18 protein-coding genes are annotated in these 21553 nt (G+C 72.1%); 10 read left to right on the top strand and 8 right to left on the bottom strand.

What is annotated here, in order from left to right; all coding sequences use genetic code 11:
- Both AC6H2I_RS23080 and AC6H2I_RS23075 read left to right on the top strand, forming a co-directional pair.
- Nucleotides 1–103 (top strand): hypothetical protein (locus AC6H2I_RS23080; protein WP_497503102.1); only part of this gene is annotated, 103 nt, incomplete at its 5' end.
- A gap of 76 nt (nucleotides 104–179) precedes the next feature.
- Nucleotides 180–1901, top strand: coding sequence for a methyl-accepting chemotaxis protein (locus AC6H2I_RS23075; RefSeq protein WP_497503101.1), 1722 nt, complete (start codon nucleotides 180–182; stop codon nucleotides 1899–1901).
- A 5-nt stretch (nucleotides 1902–1906) separates the two neighbouring features.
- Here the strand turns inward: AC6H2I_RS23075 and AC6H2I_RS23070 are convergent, their stop codons facing one another.
- The 3 genes from AC6H2I_RS23070 to ptsP are packed head-to-tail and all read right to left on the bottom strand — an operon-like array spanning nucleotide 1907 to nucleotide 7304.
- Nucleotides 1907–3760, bottom strand: a complete 1854-nt coding sequence (locus AC6H2I_RS23070; RefSeq protein ID WP_497503100.1) for a PTS fructose-like transporter subunit IIB — start codon at nucleotides 3758–3760, stop codon at nucleotides 1907–1909.
- A gap of 53 nt (nucleotides 3761–3813) precedes the next feature.
- Nucleotides 3814–4803: a 1-phosphofructokinase gene (gene pfkB, locus AC6H2I_RS23065; protein WP_497503099.1), complete on the bottom strand. Its 990-nt coding sequence runs from the start codon at nucleotides 4801–4803 to the stop codon at nucleotides 3814–3816.
- On the bottom strand, nucleotides 4800–7304 hold the full coding sequence (gene ptsP, locus AC6H2I_RS23060) for a phosphoenolpyruvate--protein phosphotransferase (protein WP_497503098.1): 2505 nt from the start codon (nucleotides 7302–7304) through the stop codon (nucleotides 4800–4802). The genes pfkB and ptsP overlap by 4 nt, the downstream gene beginning before the upstream one ends.
- Nucleotides 7305–7542: 238 nt before the next feature.
- Between ptsP and AC6H2I_RS23055 the strand changes: the two genes are divergently transcribed.
- The 5 genes from AC6H2I_RS23055 to AC6H2I_RS23035 all read left to right on the top strand — a co-directional run bounded on the left by AC6H2I_RS23055 (nucleotide 7543) and on the right by AC6H2I_RS23035 (nucleotide 11351).
- Nucleotides 7543–8589, top strand: coding sequence for an extracellular catalytic domain type 1 short-chain-length polyhydroxyalkanoate depolymerase (locus AC6H2I_RS23055; RefSeq protein WP_497503097.1), 1047 nt, complete (start codon nucleotides 7543–7545; stop codon nucleotides 8587–8589).
- 33 nt (nucleotides 8590–8622) lie between these two features.
- Complete coding sequence (locus AC6H2I_RS23050; protein ID WP_497503096.1) at nucleotides 8623–9102, top strand: GFA family protein; 480 nt, start codon at nucleotides 8623–8625, stop codon at nucleotides 9100–9102.
- Between the two features lie 141 nt (nucleotides 9103–9243).
- A complete protein-coding gene (locus AC6H2I_RS23045; RefSeq protein WP_497503095.1) occupies nucleotides 9244–9939 on the top strand; it encodes a pirin family protein in 696 nt (231 codons plus the stop codon).
- Between the two features lie 97 nt (nucleotides 9940–10036).
- Nucleotides 10037–10540 carry a DUF1579 domain-containing protein gene (locus tag AC6H2I_RS23040; protein ID WP_497503094.1) on the top strand — a complete coding sequence of 168 codons (504 nt, stop codon included), beginning with the start codon at nucleotides 10037–10039 and terminating at the stop codon, nucleotides 10538–10540.
- Between the two features lie 40 nt (nucleotides 10541–10580).
- Complete coding sequence (locus AC6H2I_RS23035) at nucleotides 10581–11351, top strand: VOC family protein (RefSeq protein WP_497503093.1); 771 nt, start codon at nucleotides 10581–10583, stop codon at nucleotides 11349–11351.
- 100 nt (nucleotides 11352–11451) lie between these two features.
- Here the strand turns inward: AC6H2I_RS23035 and AC6H2I_RS23030 are convergent, their stop codons facing one another.
- From AC6H2I_RS23030 to AC6H2I_RS23015, 4 genes are read right to left on the bottom strand one after another with little or no spacing between them, the layout of a single operon-like run.
- Nucleotides 11452–11748, bottom strand: coding sequence for a ferredoxin family protein (locus AC6H2I_RS23030; protein ID WP_497503092.1), 297 nt, complete (start codon nucleotides 11746–11748; stop codon nucleotides 11452–11454).
- The gene (locus tag AC6H2I_RS23025) at nucleotides 11745–13046 is read right to left on the bottom strand and encodes an FAD-dependent monooxygenase (protein WP_497503091.1); all 1302 of its coding nucleotides are present in this window, start codon (nucleotides 13044–13046) and stop codon (nucleotides 11745–11747) included. Before AC6H2I_RS23025 ends, AC6H2I_RS23030 begins: the two co-directional genes overlap by 4 nt.
- 23 nt (nucleotides 13047–13069) lie before the next feature.
- Nucleotides 13070–14155, bottom strand: coding sequence for an electron transfer flavoprotein subunit alpha/FixB family protein (locus AC6H2I_RS23020; protein WP_497503090.1), 1086 nt, complete (start codon nucleotides 14153–14155; stop codon nucleotides 13070–13072).
- Between the two features lie 39 nt (nucleotides 14156–14194).
- Nucleotides 14195–15046 carry an electron transfer flavoprotein subunit beta/FixA family protein gene (locus AC6H2I_RS23015; RefSeq protein WP_497503089.1) on the bottom strand — a complete coding sequence of 284 codons (852 nt, stop codon included), beginning with the start codon at nucleotides 15044–15046 and terminating at the stop codon, nucleotides 14195–14197.
- Nucleotides 15047–15359: 313 nt separating this feature from the next.
- Here AC6H2I_RS23015 and AC6H2I_RS23010 point away from each other — a divergent pair, with 313 nt between their 5' ends.
- Entirely contained in the window at nucleotides 15360–16385 is a 1026-nt protein-coding gene (locus tag AC6H2I_RS23010; RefSeq protein ID WP_497503088.1) for an alpha/beta hydrolase family protein, read from the top strand.
- Nucleotides 16386–16404: 19 nt separating this feature from the next.
- Here the strand turns inward: AC6H2I_RS23010 and AC6H2I_RS23005 are convergent, their stop codons facing one another.
- Nucleotides 16405–17040 (bottom strand): TetR family transcriptional regulator, encoded by a 636-nt coding sequence (locus AC6H2I_RS23005; RefSeq protein ID WP_497503087.1) that lies wholly within the window; start codon nucleotides 17038–17040, stop codon nucleotides 16405–16407.
- Nucleotides 17041–17148: 108 nt separating this feature from the next.
- On the opposite strand from AC6H2I_RS23005, the gene AC6H2I_RS23000 reads away from it, so the two are divergent.
- Both AC6H2I_RS23000 and AC6H2I_RS22995 read left to right on the top strand, forming a co-directional pair.
- A complete protein-coding gene (locus AC6H2I_RS23000; RefSeq protein WP_497503086.1) occupies nucleotides 17149–18360 on the top strand; it encodes an efflux RND transporter periplasmic adaptor subunit in 1212 nt (403 codons plus the stop codon).
- Nucleotides 18357–21533, top strand: coding sequence for an efflux RND transporter permease subunit (locus AC6H2I_RS22995; RefSeq protein ID WP_497503085.1), 3177 nt, complete (start codon nucleotides 18357–18359; stop codon nucleotides 21531–21533). Before AC6H2I_RS23000 ends, AC6H2I_RS22995 begins: the two co-directional genes overlap by 4 nt.
- Nucleotides 21534–21553: the final 20 nt, after the last annotated feature.

Raw genomic sequence — 21553 nt, 5'->3', positions numbered from 1 at the left:
CACCCTGCTCCACGAAATGCGCCGCCAAGGCGCGGCCAAGGGCCTCGCCACCCTGTGCATCGGCGGCGGCATGGGCGTGGCGCTCTGCGTCGAACGGGGCTGAGCCGCCCCACCCCGCGACCGCCGGCGCCGGCGGCGGCCGCGGCACCTTCACAAGGGCCGGAGCGACGCTCCGGCCCATGCCGGCAGTCGAGGGCATCATGGACATTCTGGGCTCATTATCGATCCGCACCAAGCTGATCGCGTTCGTCACCCTGGCCGTCGCCGTTCCCTGCGCGGTGATCGCCGTCAGCGGCACGCTGGCCTATGAGCGCATGGTCGCCGACCGGGTCGGCACGGTGCGGGCGGTGGTGCAGGCGGGCATCGGCCTGGCCAAGGGGCTGCACGCCGAGGTCGAGGCGGGGGCGCTGACCCGGCAGGAGGCGCTGGAGCGCTTCCGCAACGGCTTGCACGCCATGTACTACAACGACGGCGTCGACTACATGTACGCCTACGACATGGACGGCATCGCGGTCGCCAACCCGTCGAACCACAAGGCGGTCGGCACCGACCGCACCGGCCTCAAGGACAAGAGCCCGCAGCAGAAGCTGTTCGTGCGCGAGATCGTCGACACCATGCGGGGCCAGGACCACGCCATCGTCCGCTACTCCTGGCCCAAGCTGGGCGGCACCGAGGCCCTGGAGAAGACGAACTACGTCCAGCGCTTCGAGCCGCTGGGGATCATCGTCGGCTCGGGCGTCTACACCGACGACATCGACGACGCCCACCGTGCCTTCATGCTGCGCCTCGGGGCGACCGCCCTCGGGCTGATCGCCGTCCTGGTGGCGGTCGCCCTGCTGATCAACCACAGCGTCGTCGCCTCGCTGAACGGGCTGCGCGACCGCATGGCCAAGCTGGCCGGCGGCGATCTGTCGGTGCGCTTCCCCGAGGCGGCCCGCCGCACCGAGATCGGCGCGATGGCCCGCGCGCTCGAGGTGTTCCGCGACAACGCCGAAACCCGCCTGCGCCTGGAGCGGGAGCGGGAGGCGCTGCGCGAGCACACCGCCCAGGAGCGCCAGCGCACCATGGCGGGCCTGGCCGCCACCTTCGAGACCTCGGTGGGCGAGGCGATCCGCGCCATCTCCGGCCAGACCGAGCGGCTGCAGCAGGAGGCGGCGGTCATGCTGGAGGCGGTGGGTGAAACCGACCGGCTGGCCGGCGCCGTGGCCAGCTCCACCCAGGGAACCTCGTCCAACGTCCAGACCGTGGCGTCCGCGGCGGAGGAGCTGTCGGCCTCCATCGACGAGATCAGCCGGCGCGTCGCCGCCTCCGGCCGCATCGCCGTGGACGCGGTGGGCCAGGCCCAGCGCGCCAACACCCAGGTCGGCGGTCTTGCCGACGCCGTGGGCAAGATCGGCGCGGTGGTCGAGATGATCAACGACATCGCCTCGCAGACCAACCTGCTGGCCCTCAACGCCACCATCGAGGCGGCGCGCGCCGGCGAGGCCGGCAAGGGCTTCGCCGTGGTGGCCAGCGAGGTCAAGCAGCTCGCGACCCAGACCGCGCGGGCCACCGAGGACATCGCCGCCCAGATCGCCGGCATCCAGTCCGTCACCAACGAGGCCGTGCGCGAGATCGGCGGCATCGTCGGCGTCGTCGACCAGATCAACGAGCACACCATCACCATCTCCTCGGCGGTCGAGGAGCAGGGGGCGGCCACGCGTGAGATCGTCCGCAGCATCCATCGGGCCGCCGAGGGCACCCGCGAAACCGCCAGCGACATCGGCGGCGTGAGCGCCGCGGCCGACCGCAGCGGCCAAGCCGCCCGCGAGGTGCTGGACACCTCGCGGCAGCTGGCCTCCCAGGCCACCGCCCTCAACGGCGAGGTCGGCGGCTTCCTGGAGACCGTGCGCCGGGCCTGACCGGATCAGCCGGCGCGGACCCCCGCCTGCGCGTGGCCGGCGGGGTCGGCGCCGGCGGCGCTCTGCCCGGCGCCCAGCGGCCGCTTCAGGACGATCAGTGCCAGGGTGGTGACCAGCGTGCCGGCGGCGATGGCCAGGATGTAGGCCAGCAGCGGCGACACGGCGTTGGGGATGGCCAGCACGAACACCCCGCCGTGCGGCGCGCGCAGGCCGCAGCCGAACCACATGGAGAGCGCGCCGGCCACGGCCGAGCCCGCCATGCACGACGGGATCACCCGCAGCGGGTCCTTGGCGGCGAAGGGGATCGCCCCCTCGGTGATGAAGGCGAGGCCGAGCACGGCGGCGGCCTTGCCGGCCTCGCGCTCCTGCGGGTTGAAGCGGCCGGGCACGACGGCGGTGGCCAGGGCCAGGGCCAGCGGCGGGGTCATGCCCGCCGCCATCACCGCGGCCATCGGCGTGAAGGTGTCCGATCCCAGCAGGCCGACCGCGAAGGTGTAGGCCGCCTTGTTCACCGGACCGCCCATGTCGAGCGCCATCATGGCGCCCAGCAGCAGGCCCAGGGCCACCGCGTTGGCCCCGGTCATGCCCTGGAGGAAGGCGGTCAGCGCCGACATGATCGCCGCCACCGGCGTCCCGATCACGTAGACCATCAGCAGCCCGACCGCGAGCGTCGCCAGCAGCGGGATGATCAGCACCGGCTTCAGCCCTTCCAGGGTCGCCGGCAGGCGGATGGTGTCGCGCAGCCAGCCGGCGATGTAGCCGGCGAGAAAGCCGGCGACGATGCCGCCGAGGAAGCCGGCGCCGACCTGGGAGGCCAGCATGCCGCCGATGAAGCCCGGCGCCAGGCCCGGCCGGTCGGCGATGGAGAAGGCGATGTAGCCGGCCAGCACCGGCACCATCAGGGCGAAGGCGGCGCCGCCGCCGATCTCCATCAGCGCCGCCGGCAGGGTGCCCTCCTCCTTGAAGGCCTCGATGCCGAAGACGAAGGACAGGGCGATGATCAGCCCGCCCGCCACCACGAAGGGCAGCATGAACGACACGCCGGTCAGCAGGTGCTTGTAGGGGCCGGTCTGCGCCTCCTTCTGGCGGGCCTTGGCGGCGGCCACGCTGCCGGCGTAGCCGGCACCCTCCCGCCCGGCCGCGGCGGCCGGGGGCAGGGCCAGCGCCTCGTCGATCACCCGGGCCGGCTGCTTCAGCGCCTCGCCGACGGAGGTCTTGAGCAGCCGCTTGCCGGCGAAGCGGTCGGTGGCGACGTGGGTGTCGGCGCCGATGATGACGGCGGTGGCCTCGGCGATCTCCGCATCGGTCAGCGCGTTCTTGGCACCGACCGAGCCCTGGGTCTCCACCTTGATGCGGTAGCCCTTGGCCTCCGCCGCCTGCTTCAACGCCTCGGCGGCCATGAAGGTGTGGGCGATGCCGGTGGGGCAGGCGGTGACCGCCACCAGCAGGCCGCCGCCCGGCACCGCTGGCGGCGGCGGAGCGGCCGCGGGGGCCGCCTCCGCCGGTGCGCCCGCCGCCGGTGCTCCCGTCGCCGGAGCCGCCGCGGCGGGGGGCGCGCGCTGGCGCAGGGCCTCGTCGATCACCCCGTCGGTTTGGCGGATCGCCGCGGCGGTGGAGGTGCGCAGCATCGGCTTGCCGGCGAAGCGGGACTCGTCGACGGCGATGTCGGCGGCCAGGATCACCGCGTCGGCGGCGGCGATGGCGGCGGCGCTGAGCGGCGTCCTCGGCCCCTCCGCGCCCTGGGTCTCCACCTCGATGGTGTGCCCCTTCAACGCGGCGGTGCGCCGCAGCGCCTCGGCGGCCATGATGGTGTGGGCGATGCCCGTCGGGCAGGCGGTAACGGCCACGAGCGTTGCCATGGCGATCCTCCCCTAATCGATCAACAGCGCGGTCCCGACACCCGGTTCGGGTGTCAGTCCAGGGTTTCGACGCGCACGGCGTCCATCAGCTCGGCCAAGCGGTCGGGCGGCGGCAGTTCGGGGCCCAGGCGGGACAGGGTGCCGGCGGCGAACGCGGTGCCACGCCGGGCGCAGGCCTCCAGGTCGCCGCCCGCGAGACGGGCGGACAGCACGCCGGCCACCATGGCGTCGCCGGCGCCGACGGTGCTGGCGACGGTGACCGGCGGTGGCACCGCCAGCACGGCCCGCCCGCCGGCCACCAACACCGCGCCGTCGGCGCCCAGCGATACCACCACCAGGGCGATGCCGGTGGCGGCGAGGTCGCGGGCCGCGGTGACCACGGCGGCGCGGTCGGGCAGCGGTCGGCCCAGCAGCTCCGACAGCTCGTGGATGTTGGGTTTGATCATGTCCGGCCGGGCGTCGACCGCGTGGCGCAGTGGCGTGCCGCTGGCGTCCACCACGACGAAGACGCCGCGGCCTCTCAGGTGCGCCACCAGCTCGCCATAGGCGGTGTCGGGCACGCCGGCCGGCACGCTGCCGGCCAGCACCACGGTGTCGTGGTCGGCCACCAGCTCGTCGACCGTCTTGACCAGGGACCGCCAGGACTCCGGCGGCACGTGGAGCCCCGGCAGGTTGATGTCGGTGACGGCGCGGGAGTCGCGGTCGACCACCTTGATGTTGACCCGGCTGGTGCCGGGCAGGCGCAGGCAGCGGTCGCGGATGTGGCGGCGGCGGAACAGCGCCTCGAACACCGCCACGTTCTCCTCGCCGAGAAAGCCGGTGGCGGTCACCGGGCGCGGTCCCCCGGCCAGGAAGGCGGCGACGTTGATCCCCTTGCCGCCGGCCGTGCGGGTCTCGCCGACCGCGCGGTTGACGGCACCGGCGACGAAGCCCGGCACGTCGAGGGTCTGGTCGACGGCGGCGTTGAGGGTGACGGTCGCCACCCCGGCGGCCACCCCGGGGGCCACCCCGGAGACCGCGGGGGCGGCGGGGTGTCCGGTCATGGCGTCCCTCCCGCGCCGGCCAGGCGGTCGCGCACCAGGGCGCGCACCTCCCCGGCGTCGGCGCAGTCCAGGGCGGCGCGGGCCGTCGCCTCGGCATCGGCCATGGACATCGTCCGCAGCCGCGCCTTGACCGAGGGCACGGCGGGGATGGCGACGCTCAGCTCGGTGACGCCCAGCCCGGCCAGCAGCGCCGCCCCGGCCGGGTCGCCGGCGATGCCGCCGCAGGCCCCCACCCAGATGCCAGCGCCGCGCGCCGCCGTGACGGTCTGGTCGACCATGCGCAGCACCGCCGGGTGCAGCCCGTCGGCCTGGGGGGCCAGCACCGGGTGCAGCCGGTCCATCGCCAGCACGTACTGGGTCAGGTCGTTGGTGCCGATGGAGAAGAAGTCCACCTCGCGGGCCAGCCGGTCGGCCATCATCACCGCCGAGGGCACCTCGATCATGATCCCCAGCTCCACCGGGGCGGCGCCGACCTCGCGGCGCACCTCCTCGGTGATCGCCTTGGCCCGCGCCAGTTCGCCCGGCGTGGCGATCATCGGGTACATGATGCGCACCGGGCCGTCGGCGGCGGCCCGCAGCATGGCGCGCAGCTGGGTGCGGAACAGGTCCTCGCGCTCGAAGCACAGGCGGATGCCGCGCACGCCCAGGAAGGGGTTGGCCTCGGCCGGCAGGCGCAGGTAGGGAACGTTCTTGTCGCCGCCGATGTCGAGGGTGCGCAGGATGATCGGCAGCCCGTTCATCGCCCGCACCATGGTGCGGTAGGCGGCCAGTTGCTCCTCCTCGTCGGGCGGCAGGTCGCGCTGCAGGAACAGGAATTCGGTGCGCATCAGGCCGATCCCCTCGCCGCCGGCCTCCACCGCCTGGGCGGCCTCAGCCGGGTCGGAGATGTTGGCCGCCACCTCGACCCGCCGGCCGTCGGTGGTGATCGCCGGCTTGTAGCGGTCGAGCCGCTCGGCGTCGCGCCGCTCGCCCACGGCGACCCGGGCCCGCTCGGCCCGGGCCCGGTCCCGCTCCGACGGTGCTGCGACCAGCACGCCGGCGTCGCCGTCGAGGATGGCGGGGTCGCCGTTCTCCAGGTCCAGGGCCGCCGGTCCGGCGGCGACCACGGCGGGAATGTCGAGCGACCGGGCGATGATCGCGGTGTGCGAGGTCGCTCCGCCGCCCGCCGTGCACAGCCCCAGCACCATGGCCGGGTCGAGCTTGGCGGTGTCCGACGGCTCCAGGTCCTCGGCCAGCAGGATCACGGGGTGGTCGGGCAGGGCCGCGGCGGTCTCCCGCACCTCGGCCAGCCGGCGCAGCACGCGCCGCCCGACGTCGCGCAGGTCGGCGGCGCGCCCGGCCAGCAGGGCGTCGGACAGCTGGGCCAGGGTCGCCGCGCGCTCCTCGTAGACCTCGCGCCAGGCCCAGCCGGCGCTGGCCCCGCGGTCGATGCGGGCGTGGGCGTCGGCGGCCATCTCCGGATCGTCCAGCAGCTCCAGATGGGCCTTGAAGATGGCGGCCTTGGCGGCCCCCGCCTTCTTCCAGAAATCCTCGTGGAGATGGCGCAGGTCGACGGCGGCCCCCGACAGCGCCTGATCGAGGCGGCGGTGCTGCACCGTCGGATCGGCGGCCGTCTCGGCCACCCGCAGCTCCTCGCGCCGGAAGCGCCACACCGGGCCGATGCTGACTCCGGGCGACGCGGCGATGCCGACCACCGCGCGCCCGTCGTAGTCGAGGTCGGCCGGTGCCACGGCGGCGGTCGCCGGCGCGGCCGCCGCGTCCGCTGCGGCCTCGTCCAGACCGGCGGCGAAGGCGGCGGCGATGGCGTCCAGCGCGGCGTCGGCGTCGGGGCCGGCGGCGGTGACGGTCAGCGGCGCCCCGCCGGAGACGCCAAGGCGCAGCAGCGACACCAGGCTGCGGGCGTTGGCCACGCCGTCGCCATGGCGCACCGCGACGTCGGCGCGGAAGCGCTTGGCGATCTCCACCAGCGCCGTCGCCGGGCGGGCGTGCAGGCCGTGCGGCACCGGCGCCGTCACCGCGACGGAGCGGCCGTCGGCCGGCACGGCGGCGGCCGGCGGGGGCGGCGGCGCCGCCTCGGCGCCGTTCAGCACCGCGACGATGGTGCCGGGATCGGTGGTGCGGCCCAGCCGCTCCGCCTGGTCCGGGTTTCCCAGCACGCCGGTCAGGCGCTGCAGCACGCCGATGTGCTCGTCGGAGCGGGCGGCGATGCCAACCACCACGCGGGCCGCCTCGCCGCCGCCCCAGTCCACGCCCTGGGGAAACTGGACGACGACGATGCCGGTGCGGCGCACCAGGTCGCGGGCGTCGGGTTGGCCGTGGGGGATGGCGATGCCGCTGCCCAGATAGGTGCCGGCGATGCGCTCGCGCCCCAGCATGCTGTCGATGTAGCCGGCCTCGATCAGGCCGCAGTCCACCATGGTCTGGCCGGCGAGGCGGATCGCGTCCGTCTTGTTCGCCGCGGTGAGGCCCAGGCGCACCTGCGCCTCGCTCAGTGTCAGCATCGGCCGCTCCCTCCCTGGAGTCCCGTTGTGCCGATCGGGTGTCCCGGCAGGACATCACGGAGGGACCCCGCGCGCAAGGGATGTAACGCCGCGATCCCTGCGTCGTTCCGCACGCGGCGGTGGGCTTTCGCGGTCTTTGCTGCAATGCAGCAAAACCGCTTGACCCCCACCGGACGACCGCCGACCCTGGGCGCCCGGCCTCCGCGTCCGCCGGTTTCCGCCGCACGAAGGCACCGCCATGGACCATCACCGTCTTCCCGATCCCGCTCCCGATGCCGATCCCGATGCTGGGAGCGCCGTCGGCTTCGCCCCGCGCCACCTCCTTCGCCGCGCCGGCCAGTGGCTGATGCGCCGCATCCATGGGGTTCCCAGCGCGCCGGCTCCCGCTCCGGCTCCGGCTCCGGCTCCGCATCCCGCGCCCTTGCCGGCCGGCGCGCGGCAGGAGACGCGGACCTTCGCCTGCGCGGCGGGATCGCGGGACTACACGCTGTTCGTTCCCGGTGGCGGGGCGGGAGCGCCGCGCCCCCTCCTGGTGATGCTGCACGGCTGCACCCAGACACCCGAGGATTTCGCGGTGGGCACGGGCATGAACGCCCTGGCCCAGGAGTACGGCGTGATCGTCGCCTATCCCGCGCAGCCGGACTCGGCCAACCCGCACCGCTGCTGGAACTGGTTCAGCCCGAAGAACCAGCACCGTGACGGTGGCGAGGCGGCGATCCTCGCCGGCCTGGCGCGCCAGGTGATCACCGACGAGGCGGTCGATCCCACGCGGGTCTATGCCGCCGGCCTGTCCGCCGGCGGCGCGGCGGCGGCCATCCTCGCCTCGGCCTACCCCGAGCTGTTCGCCGCGGTGGGCGTGCATTCCGGGCTGCCCAGCGGGGCGGCGCGCGGCGTCCCCTCGGCGTTCGCGGCGATGCGCCGCGGCGTCACCGACCCGCAGCCGCGCGGCGCCGGCCGGGTGGTGCCGACCATCGTCTTCCACGGCGACGCGGACGCCACGGTCCACCCCCGCAACGCCGACGCCGTGCTGGCCCAGGCCGGCGCGACCGGTGCGGCGGCGGTGGAGCAGGGCCAGGTGCCCGGCGGCCACGCCTACAGCCGGGCCCGGCACGCCGATTCCGCCGGCCGCGTGTTGTGGGAGCAGTGGACCGTCCACGGCGCCGGCCACGGCTGGTCCGGTGGCGACGCCGCGGGCAGCCACACCGAGCCCGACGGCCCCGACGCCGGGCGGGCCATGCTGGCGTTTTTCCTTGGGCACCGGCTGGATGGGGTGGCACCCTCCTGACCGGGGTCCGCGTCCATCCGGAGGAGACCACCCATGCGACTGGACGGCTCGTGCCACTGCGGCGCCGTGCGCTTCTCGGTCGAGGCCTATGCGCCCGTGCCCTTCCTGCGCTGCTACTGCTCGATCTGCCGCAAGACGGCCGGCAGCGGCGGCTACGCCATCAATCTCGGGGCCAAGGCGCCGACCCTGGAGGTGTCCGGCGGCGACGCCGTCGGCGTGTTCCACGCCACCGTCGACGGCCGGCCGAGCCGGGCCGAGCGGCGGTTCTGCCGCCACTGCGGCACCGCCCTGTGGCTGTGGGATCCGGACTGGCCCGACCTGGTCCACCCCCATGCCGGCGCCATCGACACGGCCCTGCCCGAGCCGCCGGAGCAGGTGCACATGATGCTGGGCTCCAAGGCCAACTGGGTGCGCGTCGACGCCGCGCCGGACGAAGGTCGCTTCGAAGCCTACCCGACGGAATCGCTGGAGGGCTGGCACCGTGCGCACGGGCTGCTGGACGGCACCGCCTGACCCGGCCGACTGTCGCCCGTCGGAGAACAATGAAAGCACGAGTCCCCTGATTATCGCGCGGGGCATGGTGGCTATCTTTCGTTCAGACACACCCCTCCGGGGCCGCAGCGGCGCCGGGGGAGCATCGAAGGGAGATCCGTCATGATCGTCGTCCGTCCCGCCGCGGAGCGTGGTGTCGCCGATTTCGGCTGGCTCGACAGCCGCCACACCTTCTCGTTCGGCCACTACCACGACCCGCGCCACATGGGCTTCGGCGCCCTGCGCGTCATCAACGACGACCGGGTGGCGCCGGGCGGCGGCTTCGAGGCCCACCCCCACCGCGACATGGAGATCGTCTCCTACGTGCTCGACGGCGCGCTGGAGCACAAGGACAGCCTGGGCACCGGCTCGGTGATCCGGCCCGGCGACGTGCAGCGGATGAGCGCCGGCACCGGCATCGTCCACAGTGAGTTCAACCACTCCCGCGACGACTCCGTGCGCTTCCTGCAGATCTGGATCATCCCCGAGGCGCGCGGCCTCGCCCCGGGCTATGAGCAGACCTCGTTCCCGCCGGCCGAGCGGCGTGGCCGTGCCCGGCTGGTGGCGTCGCGCGACGGCCGCGAGGGCAGCGTCACCGTGCACCAGGACGTCGACCTCTACGCCGCCCTGCTCGACGCCGGCGAGGAGGTGAGTCTCGGCCTGCGTCCCGGCCGGCGCGCCTGGGTCCAGGTGGCCCGTGGCACGGTGGCGGTGAACGGCACGACGCTCCAGGAAGGGGACGGCGCGGCGGTGGCCGACACCGAGCGTCTCACCCTCACCGGTGAGGGCGCGGAGGTGCTGGTCTTCGACCTGGCCTAGCCAGGGGCCGGCCTCCGCCCGCGGCGTTTGACACGATGGCAGTACGTTGATATCAACGTACTGCCATCGTTCGCGTGGCAATCAAGGGGAGGACGGCATGGAACAGACCGGGCGACACGCCATGCACCGCTGGCTCGACCGCTTCGTCGGCGACTGGGTGTTCGCGTGCGACGAGGCGCCGGGCGTGGACGGGGCGGCGGCGATGCCGGACTGGACGGAGACGGTGCGCTCGGTCGGCGGTCTGTGGATCGTCGGCGAGGGGCGGGGAGAGGGGCCTGGCGCGGTCCCGTCCAGCATGCACCTGGTGCTGGGCTACGATCCCGCCCGGGAGCGGTTCGTCGGCACCTGGTTCGGCACCATGATGACCCATCTCTGGGTCTACGAAGGCACCCTGGACGCCGGCGGGACCACCCTCACCCTGGACACGGTCGGGCCGAAGATGGCGCCGGACGGGTCCATGCCCGCCGGCACACCGCTCGTGCGCTACCAGGACATCTTCACCTTCGAGGACGACGACACGCGCGTGCTGCGCTCCCAGGTGCTGGGCGACGACGGCGCGTGGCAGCACTTCGCCACCATGCGCTACCGGCGCGTCGCGTGATCCCATCGACACCCCCATCCAAGACAGGCGGAGGCATTCCATGTCCGAGTCCCACGGCCGGTTCGTCTGGTACGAACTGCTGACCACCGATCCCGCGGCCGCCCTGGCCTTCTACGGGGACGTCGCCGGCTGGCGCGGCGTCGACTCCGGCATGCCGGGGATGGACTACACCATCCTCCACGCCGGCGAGATCCCGCTCGGCGGCGTCATGGCCCTGCCGGAAGACCTGCGCGCCGGCGGGGTGCCGCCGCACTGGCTGGGCTACGTCGCGGTGGACGACGTGGATGCGGCGGCGGCGGCGGCGGTCGAACGCGGCGGCGTGGTGCACCACGCGCCGGTCGACATTCCCCAGGTCGGCCGCTTCGCCGTGGTCGCCGATCCCGGCGGCGCGGTGTTCGCGCTCATCACGCTGTCCGGAGAGCCTTTGCCGACCGCGGCGCCCTGCACGCCGGGCCACGTGGCCTGGCACGAGCTCTACGCCGCCGACCGGGAGGCGGCCTTCGCCTTCTACTCCGGCCTGTACGGCTGGACCAAGGGGGAGGGCCTCGACATGGGGCCGATGGGGATCTACCAGATCTTCGGCTGGGGCGACGCCATGCGGGGCGGCATGATGACCAAGCCCGAGCCGATGCCGGTGCCGGCCTGGCTCTACTACGTCCAGGTCGCCGGCATCGACGCGGCGGCGGAGCGGGTGCGCGCCGGCGGCGGGCAGGTCCTGATGGGGCCGCAGGAGGTGCCGGGCGGTGCCTGGATCCTGCAGTGCATGGATCCCCAGGGCGCGATGGTCGCCCTGGTCGGTCCGCGCGGCTGATCCCGCAGGAAGATGGCCCCTTTCCCCGGGCAGGGGGAAAGGGGCCGAGGCGCGGCGGGCAGGGAGGGGCGTCCGCCGGAGGGAGGGGCCGCCGGGGCGGTCAGCCGAACTTGTAGGAGATCCCGTAGCCGCCGCGGGGGTAGTCCCAGGCGATGTTGCCCTTGTCCTGGCACACCACCCGGCAGGTGCCGCATTCCAGGCAGCCGTCGGTCGCCAGGTTCACCATGCCGTCGTCGGTCTTGGTGTAGCAGGCGGCCGGGCAGCACCAGGTGCAGGGCTGCGTCGCGCAGGTCTGGCAGGCCTCCGCGACCTTGATGCGGATGTGCGGCCGGCTCTCGTCGACGATGTAACGGTTCTGGTAGAGCTTGTCTTCGACCTTGATCGTCATGTGGCTCATCGGAAGGCCCTCGCCAGCTTGATCGCGTCGCCCATCAGACCGAAGAAGGAGCGCTTCTTGACGAAGGAGCGCATGATTTCCTTCTCCTTGGTCAGCTTGTCGACGCTGTCCACGGTGAACAGGTTGTGGGCGGCGCCGTTGAGAAGATCGGGATAGGCGCCGAAGAACTGCTTGTTGGTGTGCATGATGTCGGGAAGGTCCCGGTATTTCTTCAGGTCCTTCATGACGAACGAGGCGTCCAGCTTCTTCTTGTAGACGGCGAGGTTGGCGGCGGTCATGGGCTTGCCAGCGGCTTTCAGCTCCATGATCGTCTCCGCCGCCATGCGCCCGGAGGCCATGGCGAGGTTGGAGCCCTCGCGGTGCGCGGCGTTGTTGAAGTGGGCGGCGTCGCCCACCGCCATCCAGCCGTCGCCATGCAGCTGCGGCACCGCGTTGTAGCCGCCTTCGGGGATCATGTGGGCGGCGTACTCCTTCATCTCCGCCCCCTCGATCAGCGGCTTGATCACGGGGTGGGTCTTCAGGTCCTCCAGCAGCGTGTAGGGCGCGACGCCGGCGGTCTTGAAGTCGGAGATCAGGCAGCCGATGCCGATCGTCAGCGATTCCTTGTTGGTGTAGAGGAACGCGGTGCCGACCATGCCCTTGGTCACCTTGCCCATGATCTCGATGACCACGCCCTCCTCGTCCTTGAGGCCGAAGCGCTGCTCGATCAGCTCGGGGTCGATGAACAGGATCTCCTTGACCGCCAGCGCCACGTTCTGCGGCGCCACCTCCCGGTGGAAGCCGGAGCGCTTGGCCAGCAGGGCGTTCACGCCGTCGGCCATGACCACCACGTCGGCGTGGATCTCGCCGCCGACCCGGTCGGTCTTCACGCCGCAGACCTTGCCCGACGGGTCGCGCAGCAGCTCCGTCACCGTGGTCTCGCAGATCTGCAGGCCGCCGGCCTTGCGGATGCGCTCGGCGAACCACTTGTCGATGTTGGCGCGGATGATGGTGTAGCGGTTGGGCGCGTCGCTGTTGAAGGCGTCCGAGCGGTAGTTGGTGCCGATGTAGCTGTCGTCGCCGAGCAACCAGATCCGTTGCTCGATGATGTGCCGCTCGGTGGGGCAGTCGTCGCGGAAGTCGGGGATGATCTTCTCCAACTCCGAGGCGTACATGATGCCGCCCTGAACGTTCTTGGCGCCGGGGTACTCGCCGCGCTCGAGCTGGAGCACGCTGAGCCCCGCCTTGGCCAGGGTGTAGGTCGCCGCGTTGCCGGACGGGCCGGCGCCGATGACGATGGCGTCGAACTTCTCGACCATGTCGTTTTGGACCTCCTCGTCCGTCAGCTCGCCAGCCGGTTGACCGAAAGCCGCTGCGAAAAGGCGGCGGTCAGGGCGGGCAGGATCTTCAGGGCATCGCCGACGATGCCCTGGTGGGCGAAGTCGAAGATGGGCGCGTTGGGATCGGTGTTGATGGCCAGGATCAGGTCGGCCTTCTCCATGCCGACCCGGTGCTGGATGGCGCCGGAGATGCCGGCGGCGATGTAGAGCTTCGGGCGCACCGTCTTGCCGGTCTGCCCGACCTGGCGGTCGTTGCCGACCCACCCGGCCTGGACCAGCGGGCGGGAGACGCCGACCTCGGCGCCCAGCACCCGGGCCAGATCCCACACCAGGGACATGTTCTCGGCCTTCTGCAGCCCCTTGCCGGCGGCGACGATGATGTCGGCGAAGGCGAGCTGGGCCTCGGTGCGCGCGCTGTCGGGGATGAAGCTCAGCACCTTGGTGACGAACGCGTCCTCCGTCAGGGCCGGGGTGACCTCGACGACCCGGCCGACCCGGCCCTCGTCGCGCTCGGGCATCGCCATGACGCGGGGCCGCACCGTGGCCATCTGCGGGCGGTAGGCCAGGGTCTGGATGGTGCACAGCAAGGTGCCGCCGAAGGTCGGACGGGTCGCCGCCAGGCTGCGGTTCTCGGTGTAGATGTCCAGCTCGGTGCAGTCGGCGGTGAGGCCGGTGGTCAGCGTGGTGGCGATGGCGCCGGCGAGGTCGCGGCCCAGCGTGGTGGCGCCCAGCAGCACGATCTCCGGCTTGTAGGTGTTGACGACCTCGGTCATCACCTTGGCGTAGGGATCGGTGCGGTAGTCGGCCAGCACGGGATGGGTGACCTTGTAGACCAGGTCGGCGCCGTAGCCGAAGGCCTCGCCGCAGATGCGGTTGAGGTCCGGGCTGTCGGCGCCCAGGACGACGGCGCCGACCTCCACGCCCAGCTTGTCGGCGAGCTTGCGGGCCTCGCCCACCAACTCCCACGACACGGAGTGGGCGGCGCCGCGCTCCTGCTCGACGATGACCCAAACGCCCGTGTAGACCTTCAGGTGCTCGGGCAGCTGGAAGCGGCGGCCCTGCGGCTTGCTCGGTGCGGCTTCGCTCATGGCTTCTCTCTCACGCGGATGGGGGCGGGGGTGGGGCGGTCAGGGGCTGGCGGCGGCGGTCCGCAGCAGGTCGCCGGCCAGTTTGGGCTGGACCGCGAAGATCGCCTCCACCGCGGCGGCCGCGAGGCCGGCCGGGTCGTCGCCCTCCGCCTCGATGAACCGGGCGCGCTCGGCGCGCGGCTTGGGCACGAACACCTTGGACACCACGGTGGGCGAGCCCTTGAGCCCGACCTTGGTCTCGTCCTCGACGCAGTCGTCCTTGGTCCACACCCGGATCTCGGTGCGGGCGGCGCGGAACAGGTCGTCCATGGTGCCGAAGCGGATGGCGTTGGTGCCCTCCAGCATGGTGACCATCACCGGCAGCCGGGTCTTCAGCACCTGGACGCCGCCTTCGGAGCGGCGCTGCACGGTGATCTCGCCCTTGTCCAGGTCAAGGTCCTCAATGGCGGAGATGTAGGTGAGCTGCTGAAGCCCCAGCCGGGTGGCGATGCCGGGGCCGACCTGGGCGGTGTCGCCGTCCACGGTCTGCTTGCCGCAGAACACCATGTCGACGGGCTCGTCCTCCGACAGCTTGCGGATCGCCGAGGCCAGCGCGTAGGAGGTGGCCAGCGTGTCGGAGCCGGCGAACTTGCGGTCGGTCAGCAGCACCGCCCGGTCGGCGCCGAAGGACAGCGCCTTGCGCAGCGACGCCTCGGCCATCGGCGGCCCCATGGTCAGCATGGTCACCGTGGCGCCGGTCCTGTCCTTGATCCGCAGCGCCTCTTCCAGCGAGAACAGGTCGTAGGGGTTGATGATCGCCGGCACACCCTGGCGCATGATGGTGTTGGTCACCGGGTGGATCCGGATCTGGGCGCTGTCGGGCACCTGCTTGATACAGACGACGATGTGCATCCCGGTCTCCTGCTGGCTTTGCGTGCTGGGCCTCGACCCAGGTTTTAGCAAGCAACGTGCCATCTCGGAGATCGCGCCCAATCGATTGAAATACCCGAACAATCCCAGGTGCTGCACACGTGCGTCGGGTCGCCGCACCCGTGTCGGAATTCCGACATGGGCCGGGTTTTGTCGGGTTCGCGACGGCTTCGCAACGCCGTCCGTCGGGAGCCGGCGGCCCGTGCGCCGAACGGGGCCTCCGGGGTGGTGTGGGCCGGGCCGGCGGGATAGGCTCGCCCGCTGAACCGACGCCGCACCCCGGGGGGCTCCAGCCATGACGAACCGTCCTGAACACCGCCTCGGCCACGCGCTGGCCCGCCGCTGCGGCGGTTCCCGCATGCCGGTGGCGGCGCTGTGGATGGCGCTGACGCTGGCATGTCCGGCGCTGGGGCAGTCGGTTCCCGAACGCGAACACTTCGATCCGGCCGCCGTCGTCAGCGGCATCCGGATCGGCCGCGCGGATTGCGCCGCGCTGGAGGCGAAGGACACCGCCATATGGGTGGAGGCGGACGGGCGGGCCTCGTGCCTGCGCTACTATGCGGCTGGCCTCACCGCGGCGCCCGGCCCGAACGCGATCGTCGCGGTCTGGCTGAACGGGGATGTGCTGGGTCCGCGCGGGAACAACGCCGACAAGCGGCAGAAAGGGTTCGGCCCCGCCGAGATGGTGGACCTGGAACGCCGGCTGGCGGCACGTTTCGGCGTTCCATCGATCTTCCTTGGGCGTCCGGGGACCTATGGAAGCGCCGGGAAGCACCACACGACGCGAGGGCGCCCGGTCGAGGCGCGGCTGGTCGACGCGGCCCTGGACGGCATCAAGAGGCGGTATGGCATCCGGTCCTGGGCCCTGGGAGGTCACAGCGGGGGCGGCACCCTCGTGGCCGAACTGCTGGCCCGCCGGGACGACCTGCGGTGTGCGGTGATCTCATCGGGTGCCGCCGCGTACCGGGCCTATCTCGAAGCGCGGGGCCTTCTGAAGCCCGGCGATACGCTGACGCGGTTCGATCCGTCGGAATCACTGGACCGGATCCCCCATGATCCCCGCCGCAAGGTGTTCATGATTGGCGACCCGCGGGAAACGAACGTGCCGTTCCCGTCCCAGGAACTCTACTTCCAGGGTCTGGCCCAACGGGGCCATGCCGCCTGGCTTGTTCCCCTGGAACGGGCGGTCGACGCCCGGCATCATGATCTCGTCGATTTCGCCGAGGTGGCAAACGGGCTCTGTGCGGCCGGTGCGACCGCCGACCGCATCCTCGGCACGTTGACCACCATGGCGCAGCCGGGGCCACGGCTCTCGAACTGACCTCCCCTCCGGGGACGGATCACCCGGGTCCGCCGGCCGGAGGGGGCGTCAGCGACCGCAAGAAGGCGGTCATGCAGGCCTGGGCCGGCGGCACGCCGGCCTCGGGGTCGGCGCTTTGCAGCATGCGGTCGAGCAGGCCCATCAGCAGGGCGTGCATGGCGAGCGACGCCGCCGCCGGCGTCCAGGGGGCGGCCAGCGCCCCCTTCTGGGCGGCGCGCTCGAAGAAGCGGGTGGCCCGCTCGATCATCTGGTCGATGTGGTCCTGCTTGCGCTTTGCCACCGTCCCCATGTCCTCCACGAACTCGCAGCGGTGATGGAGGATGCCGAAGACGCGGCGGCGCCGCAGGTCGGTCGCCATCACCAGAAGGACGTCGTTCAGGGTCTCGCACAGGCGGTCCATGGAGGTGCCGTCCTGGGACGTCAGAAGACACTCCAGCACGTCGGCGTGGGGCAGCCGGGCGCGCCCCTGCATCGCCTCGAACAGCGCCACCTTGTCCTTGAAGTGCCAGTAGACCGCCCCCCGGGTCACCCCGGCGGCGCGGGCGATCTCCTCCAGCGAGGTGCGGGCGACGCCGCGCTCGTGGAACCGCTCCTCCGCGGCGTCGAGGATGGCGTTGCGGGTCTGTTCCGCCTCCTCCTTGGTTCGCCTCACCATGCGTGCGTTCCTCCGGCGGCGGCTCTGCGTCCGCTCTTTACATACATTCACGAATGTCTGTATATAGCGGCGTTGGTGTGCGCTGCACAAGACTCATTGGATGTGACCATGACCGTTTCCGCCATCCGGCACCCGTCACGACTCCTCGCAGCCGCGTTGATGGCGGGTGCCCTGGCGCTGGCCGCCTGCGAGGAGGCGGCTCCGCCGGCCCAGGCCCAGCAGGCGCCGCCCCCCCCCGAGGTCACGGTGGCGGCGGTCGCCGCCCGCGACGTGCCCCTGGCCTTCGAGTACGCCGGCCGGGTCACCGGCTCGCGCGAGATCGAGGTGCGGGCCCGCGTCGGCGGCATCCTCCTGGAACGCACCTACACCGAGGGCGACACGGTCACCCAGGGCAGCGTCCTGTTCCGCCTCGACCCGGAGCCCTACCGCGTCGCGCTCACCCGCGCCGAGGCGGGGCTGCGCGAGGAGCAGGCCCGCCTGCTCCAGGCCGAGCGCAGCTGGAAGCGCATCGAGCCCCTCTACGACCGCGGCACCGTCAGCGGGCGCGAGCACGACGAGGCGCTGTCCGCCCTCGACCTGGCGCGCGCCAGCGTGGCGGTGGCCGAGTCGGAGGTGAAGGCGGCCCGCATCGATCTCGCCTACACCGAGGTGAAGGCGCCCATCGACGGGGTGACCGGGCGCGAGGCGGTGTCGGAGGGCAGCCTGATCGGCACCGCCACCGGCGACAGCCTGCTGACCACCATCACCCAGCTCGACCCCGTGTACGTCAATTTCGCCATCCCCGACGCCGAGGCCGCCATCTACCGCGGCGCCGTGGAGAGCGGCGCCATCGCGCTGCCGCGCGACGGCGACCTGCCGGTCGACGTGGTCACCGTGACGGGAACCGTGCTGGGATCGGGGCGGCTCGACTACACCGACCGCACCGTCGACCCGCGGACCGGAACCATCCAGGCCCGCGCGGTGGTGCCCAACGGAAAGGGGACGCTGCTGCCGGGCCAGTTCGTGCGCGCCCGGGTCAAGGGCATGACCCTGGTGGGCGCCGTCACGGTGCCGCAGATGGCGGTGATGCAGGGGCCGCAGGGGCCGTTCGTCTACGTCGTCCCCGGCGAGGGCACGGTGACGCCCCAGGTCCGGCCGATCGAGCTGGGCCGCAGCGTCGGCCAGGCCTTCGTCGTCTCGTCCGGCCTGGCGCCGGGGGAACGGGTGGTGACGGAGGGCGTCATCAAGGTGCGGCCCGGGGCGCCGGTGCGCGCCGTGGCGCCGGCGCTGGCCGCGGCGGAAGCCGGCGCCGACACCGCCGGGACGGAGGCCGCGCGATGATCTCCCGCTTCTTCATCGACCGGCCGGTGTTCGCCACCGTGCTGTCGGTCGTCATCGTGCTGGCGGGCCTCGTGGCCATGCGCGCCCTGCCGATCTCCCAGTACCCGGAGATCGTGCCGCCGGAGGTGGTGGTGTCCGCCACCTATCCCGGCGCCAACGCCGAGGTCATCGCCGAGACCGTCGCGGCGCCGCTGGAGCAGCAGATCAACGGCGTCGACCGCATGCTCTACATGCGCTCCAGCGCCTCGTCGTCGGGCACCGTCTCGGTCAACGTGACCTTCGAGATCGGCACCGACCCCGACCAGGCCACCATCGACGTCAACAACCGGGTGCAGGCGGCGCTGGCCCGCCTGCCCGAGGAGGTGCGCCGCCAGGGGGTGACGGTGCGCAAGCGCTCCACCTCCATCCTCCAGGTCGTCACCATGGCGTCGCCGGACAGCCGCTACGACCCGGTCTACGTGTCCAACTACGCGCTCCTCAACGTCATCGACGACCTCAAGCGCACGGCCGGCGTGGGCGACGCCTCGCTGTTCGGGGCCAAGGACTACTCCATGCGCATCTGGCTGCGGCCGGACAAGCTGGCCCAGTTCGACCTGACCCCCAGCGACGTCGCCGCCGCGGTGCGCGAGCAGAACTCCCAGTTCGCCGCCGGCCGCTTCGGCCAGGAGCCGATGGCGACGCCACAGACCTTCACCTACAGCGTCACCACGCCGGGCCGCCTGCTGGACGCGGCGGAGTTCGGCGACATCATCCTGCGCGCCGATCCCGACGGCGCCGCGCTGCGCCTCAAGGACGTGGCCCGCGTCGAGCTGGGGGCGCAGGACTACAACTTCGTCGCCACCTACAACGGCAGCCCGGCGGTGGCCATCGGCGTCTACCTCCAGCCCGGCGCCAACGCGCTCGCCACCGCGGAGGCCGTGCGCACCCGCATGGCCGAGCTGTCGAAGCGCTTTCCGGAGGGGATCGCCTACTCCATCCCCTTCGACACCACCAAGTTCGTCCAGGTCTCCATCGACGAGGTGATCCACACCTTCGTCGAGGCGCTGATCCTGGTCGTCGCCGTGGTCTTCCTGTTCCTGCAGAACTGGCGGGCGACCCTGATCCCTCTGCTGGCCGTGCCGGTCTCGCTGATCGGCACCTTCGCCGGCATGTACCTGCTGGGCTTCTCGATCAATCTCCTGACCCTGTTCGGCATGGTGCTGGCGATCGGCATCGTCGTCGACGACGCCATCGTCGTGCTGGAGAACGTCGAGCGCATCATGACCAAGGACAAGCTGTCGCCCCGCGACGCCGCGTTCGAGGCCATGGAGGAGGTGAGCGGCCCGGTCATCGCCATCGTGCTCGTGCTGTGCGCGGTGTTCGTGCCGGTGGGCTTCATGGGTGGCCTGGCCGGCCAGATGTACAAGCAGTTCGCCATCACCATCGCGGTGTCCGTGGTGATCTCCGGGATCGTCGCCCTGACCCTGACACCGGCGCTGTGCGCGCTGATCCTCAAGCCCGGCCATGGCGAGCCGGTGGCGCCCTTCCGCGTCTTCAACCGCTGGTTCGACGCGGCCACCCGCGGCTATCTGCGCGGTGTGAGCTTCTTCACCCGCCGCGCCGTGCTCAGCCTCACCCTCTTCGCGGTGCTGCTCGGCGCCACGGCGGTGCTGTTCCAGCGGGTGCCCGGGGCGCTCGCCCCCGAGGAGGACCAGGGCTACGTCTTCATGATGCCGATCCTGCCGCCGGCCGCCGCGCTCAGCCGCACCGAGGCGGTGACCGACCGCATCAACGAACGCCTGATGGCCCACCCCGCCGTCGCCGACGTGGTGACCTTCGCCGGCTTCGACCTGCTCTCCATGTCGAACAAGACCAGCGCCGGCGTGTCCTTCGTGACCTTAAAGGACTGGTCGGAGCGGACGGCGCCGGAGCTGGACGCCCGGGCGCTCACCGGCACCTTCATGGGCATGTCGGCCGACATCAAGGACGCCATGGTGCTGTCGTTCAACCCGCCGCCGATCACCGGCATGAGCACCACCGGCGGCTTCGAGCTCTACGTCCAGAACCGCGGCGACGGCGGCGCCGAGGCGCTGATGCAGGCGACCAACGCGCTGGTCCAGGCGGCGGCCAAGCGGCCGGAACTGGCCGGCGTGCGCACCACCTTCTCCACCGCCGTGCCCCAGTACCGGGTGACGGTGGACCGCGACAAGGTCAAGGCGCTGGATGTGCCGCTGAACGTCATCTTCGACACCATGCAGAGCAGCTTCGGCAGCCTCTACGTCAACGACTTCACCCTGTTCGGCCGGGCCTACCGGGTCAACCTGCAGTCGGAGCCGGAGTTCCGCGAGAAACCCGACGACCTGCGCCATGTCTTCGTGCGGTCCAACGGCGGCGAGATGATCCCGCTGGACAGCCTGGTGTCGGTGGAGCGGACCATCGGCCCCGACCTCATGGAGCGCTTCAACGTCTTCCCGGCCGCCAAGGTGATGGGAAGCCCGGCGCCCGGCTACAGCTCCGGCCAGGCGCTCGACGCCATCCGCGCCGCGGCGGCGGAGGTGCTGCCGGAGACCTTCTCGGTCGGCTTCATCGGCTCCGCCTTCCAGGAGCAGTCGACCCAGGGCACGGCCGCCCAGGCCTTCGTCTTCGGCATCATCATGGTGTTCCTGATCCTGGCCGCCCAGTACGAGCGCTGGTCGCTGCCCATCGCCGTGGTGACGGCGGTGCCGTTCGCGGTGTTCGGGGCGGTGCTGGCGATCTGGCTGCGCGGCCTGCAGAACGACACCTATTTCCAGATCGGCCTGGTGACGCTGATCGGGCTGGCCGCCAAGAACGCCATCCTGATCGTGGAGTTCGCGGTGCAGCGCCACCGCGAGGGGTTGAGCGTCTACGACGCGGCGATGGACGCGGCGCGCCTGCGCTTCCGCCCCATCGTCATGACCTCGCTGGCCTTCATCCTGGGCTGCGTGCCGCTGGCCATCAGCTCCGGCGCCGGGGCGGGCAGCCGCCACTCGATCGGCACCGGCGTCATCGGCGGCATGCTGGCGGCGACCTTCCTGGCCATCTTCTTCGTGCCCCTGTTCTTCCGCCTGCTGACCCGCGACCGCCGTGCCACGCGCCACGGCGCGCCGCCGCCGGCCACGGCGCACCCGGGGGCGCACCCGGGGGCGGCGCACCCGGGGGAGGCCCCGGTCTAGCGCCGGAGGCTCGGCCAGGG

This window comes from Azospirillum sp. NS33 (assembly GCF_059703765.1).
The sequence above is the reverse complement of the archived record's forward strand: the minus strand, read 5'-3'. Positions and strand labels throughout refer to the sequence as shown.